Annotated in this window: 3 protein-coding genes; all 3 read right to left on the bottom strand. The window is 54.4% G+C overall.

All coding sequences use genetic code 11. From position 1 onward, the window contains the following. Positions 1–854: 854 nt before the first annotated feature. Positions 855–1,946 (bottom strand): porin, encoded by a 1,092-nt coding sequence (locus tag ACFFAR_RS27275; RefSeq protein WP_375508825.1) that lies wholly within the window; start codon positions 1,944–1,946, stop codon positions 855–857. A gap of 111 nt (positions 1,947–2,057) precedes the next feature. Next, a complete protein-coding gene (locus tag ACFFAR_RS27270; protein WP_375508824.1) occupies positions 2,058–3,098 on the bottom strand; it encodes a hypothetical protein in 1,041 nt (346 codons plus the stop codon). A gap of 23 nt (positions 3,099–3,121) precedes the next feature. Then, positions 3,122–3,823, bottom strand: a 702-nt coding sequence (locus tag ACFFAR_RS27265) for an acyl-CoA dehydrogenase family protein (RefSeq protein ID WP_375508823.1), incomplete at its 5' end; no start/stop codon positions are given.

Below are 3,823 nucleotides of genomic sequence, written 5' to 3'. Positions count from 1 at the left end.
GAAAGAGCGATTACGGAAGCCGTCGATGCGTTTCTTCGTGCCTACGCAGCGTAAATGGCGTCGCCTGCGGATGAGCGGCAGCAATATGCTTAGTGCGCCAGCGTGGCGTCTTCGTTTCAGTTATACGTCAACTGTCACGCATGCGTCAAGACCGCGCGAGGCTAAGCCGCAATTGGGCTGCAAAGGTAAAGTCGCCTTTCACTCTCACATAGCAACGAACAAGGATAGGGCGACGATGGCATGCTACTTAGATTAACGCCGATGCGGATTCGACTCGCTATGCCACTCACAGTTGACGCTGAAGGCGCGAACTTTTTCGATCATCGCCAAAAGTCCACGCGGCCGCGAGAGGATCCGGCCGGGACGCGACCCGCTCCGCCCTTGATCCACTGACCCGAGCCATACGACGGCATTCGCCCTCTCCAAAAAGTTATAAAACCCGTGGGGTGATATGCGTACACTGCGGCGAGACGGTGTCGCTCTACCAAGCGACTGGGGAGCCGTCAGTCACGCGATAACTAACGGTAGATTCGGCACTATTGCGAACCGCTAGTCGGTTCCGTCGCCGATGCGACGGGATTTTTGCGACGATGGCGCAACGGCTTGGTCCGATGGTAGGTCGGACTATCTGTGATAGTGGCCGGATTGTCACCGAGGTAAGATTGCCCTGTCGGCGTGGACGCAAGCTTTGGCTTCTCGGGCGTTTGTGCTAATGCAGAGCCAGCCAAGCACAAAAATAAAATTGCTTTAAGTAGAAGGTTCATAGGTACTTCCATGGAGTTTGATGGTTCACACGGTGCAGTCTACCGTTTGCTAGTACGCGCACCCGATAGACACGCAGCAAGTGCAGGCGCTCAGAAATCAGTACGTATGCCCAGTTCAACGCTATTTTGGTTTTGTCCTCGCCCGGGCAGCTTCTGACTTGCATAGCTTTCGGTCGAACCGGGCAACAAGCCGAAAGCGATCGAGTCCGCATTTGAAAGGTGCGCAAAGTTAAGATAGACGCTCGTGCGATTTGAAAACGGGTAAATGTAGCCAATGGCTGCTAACGCCGCGCGCGTGCCACCACTGTTCTGAGTCCAACGAGTGGCGTAGGAGCTACGCACAGCTCCGGTAAATACGGGAACCGTTAGCCCTAGAAGCCATGCGTCCACATTCCCGAGGCCCGGTACGCTGTTGCGCATCAAATAGCCATGAACTTTCACGTAACGGAAATCGTAGGTTGTGCCCAGTGAATAGGTTGTGCTTGGGACACTCGCATCTTTGAGTCCCAAACCCGTGCCGGCCTGACGCTGATTCTCATAAGAAAGACCAATATATGCGTTTCTGCCGTCGTAGCTAAGATAAGCACCAGTGGTGTCGCCAAGCGTGGTTGGAGCCTGCGCACTTCCGCTCGGCGCGTAAATCAAGCGCCCGAGGAATCCGCCGATTCGTGGGGTAATGTACTGGATTGCATTGTTCACCGGCAACAGCGAACCCCTGGCATTACCCGATATCCCGGGGATTTGCTGCATCAATGAAATGATAGATCCATTGGTTGTCCTCCCGAAAGGGTCCGTTGGGATGGTAACCCAGACCGAGGGTGCGAACTGGCTCCCAAGCTGCACCGTGCCATAGTCCGCGTTGGAAAGGCCAACGTAAGACTCTCGCGAAAAGAAAGCGATCGGAGACGCGAGCGAGCCTGTTGATGGATTGAACCAGCTTTCAAGCTTGAAGATTGCTTTATAGCCTCCACCCAAATCTTCCACCCCGCGCAGTCCAAACCACGATATGTCACTGAGTTCGCTTATTGCCGTGGATCCTTTAACAGCACCTGTGTTAGAAAAGCTGTCGCGAGAAATTGCTACGTCGAGCCGACCGTACAATGTAACTGAACTTTGAGCCTGAGCGTTGCTAGCAAGGGCAGATATCACAAGCGCGGACGACCACACCACTGATTTAAACATCGTATCTCCTCCATTTATTTTATATGTTCAATGCGACACTCTCTCTCGATCTTGCTGCTTAATATTCCTCTGCTGAAGACCGTCATCTATTTATTTTATAAGTTCTACTACTTATAAAACGCGAATGTATTTGATGAACCGTACGTCGACCAGTTCTCGATCTGTCCACTGCGAGCTTCCGTGGATGACAAGTTCGACGAGGTCAATCTGCGGCTCGTTGGCACTTAATTTCACATGCGCAACGCCTTTGCTGCAGCGATCGCGGCCACAAACAAGCACATCATAAAACCCTGCTTTTGGCCGAACGAAAGGACCGAAATCGATTGATGCTGCAGTACCGCTTTTCGTCGGCTCGAATTCAGTGGAGAGCCGAAGCATCGCCGCAATCGAGAAGGGACGGGTCAAGAGTTTCGTTGCAGCCGCACAATCGCCCCGTGCCAACGCCTGGCGAATACGCGTAGAGGAAACTACATCACCGTCGGCTGAAACGGGTGCCACCGCGCTGCAACTCAAGCCTTGCTTCGCTCCAAGTTCGGCTAAAGCGGCGATCGTGCCCGTGCGAGAACGACCGAATGCGAAGTCGGTGCCGGTGACTACCCCGCCTAGGTCGGCTAAGCACTTCCCCACAAATTCTCCTGGCGTCGCGCACGCCAGTGCTTCGTCAAAGGGGAAAACAAATACCGCATCGACGCCTGCGCTTAGAAATAACTGCTGCCGTTGACTCAGGGTCGTAAGAGAGAACGGTGACGCGTTCCGTTTAAAATAACTCACCGGATGCGGATCAAACGTCCCGACAATCGCGGCGACACCTCGCGCGCGCGCCAACGCAATAGCATGCAGAACGACGGCTTGATGTCCGACATGAAAGCCGTCAAAGTTTCCAAGCGCAATCACTGCGTTTCGGAGATACGCCGGCAACGCAGGCCCACCCAAAGTCCGTTCGTCGAGTGGGGCATTTCTGCGACTTAAGAGCAAGCGATTTACATTCGCCCGGACATCCGTTGGATTCTGTACGAAGGCACCCGCGCTACGGATAGACGGCATTTCTGGCAGGCGCATACATTCGCTCTCGTAGATGCTCTCTTGTAAGCGCCGTTCGGCCATCGATCCAACGAACCGAGAAGGCTCAGACAACTCGTTTTTAAGGTCCATACGTCAACCTTTAATCTTGTCAGTCATTGCCCGCGCGGCTGGCCGATGTCTTCGGCCCGACGTCGCGCGAGCTGCTGCTGATCAACGCTCAGAGGCGACGCTTTCTTTTCAAGCGGCGAAGAACGTCCGAACAACGGTCTTCCGGCGAGCGCGCGGCCGTAGTTTTCAGCGCAAGTCTCGTAGTTAAAGTGGGCGTGAACAGTAGCGACACGAGCGTCTCGCGCGTAACGCTGCATTGGATTCGACTCATGAATTGTTGAAGCGCCGCTTCCACGATGGAGGATTTCGATGGCCTCGCAACATCCACGAACAGATAATGCGACGTCGAATTTCAGCTTTGCTTGAAAGAGATCATCGGACACTTCGCCAGCCGCAGCTCGCCGGTCGAGTTCACGGCAATCGGCCGACAAAAGTCGCTCCGCCGCATCAATGCGTGCGGCGGCTTCCGCGAGTTGAAATTGCGCAACGGGCGCCTCGGATTGAATCTTGTAGTCCGTCCCAAGAATTCCCCGCTTGTCAAGGCGTGCCTTAAAATATTCAAGCGCACCCTGCGCCATTCCGAGCGGTGTTGACCCTGATAAGATTGTCGTGAAATCAAGAAAATTGTTAAGGAAAAGCACCTGACCCACAGGGGGCGTCGACGCCCATTTGCCGGCGACGGCGTCCTTCATGCGGAGCACCCGGTGTTCGGGCACGAAAAGCTCTCCATTGAGCTGCACTGTGTT

Source organism: uncultured Caballeronia sp., assembly GCF_964243625.1.
Lineage (GTDB): Bacteria > Pseudomonadota > Gammaproteobacteria > Burkholderiales > Burkholderiaceae > Caballeronia.
Note: the sequence above shows the minus strand (reverse complement) of the source record. Positions and strands in the feature narration are given on the sequence as shown.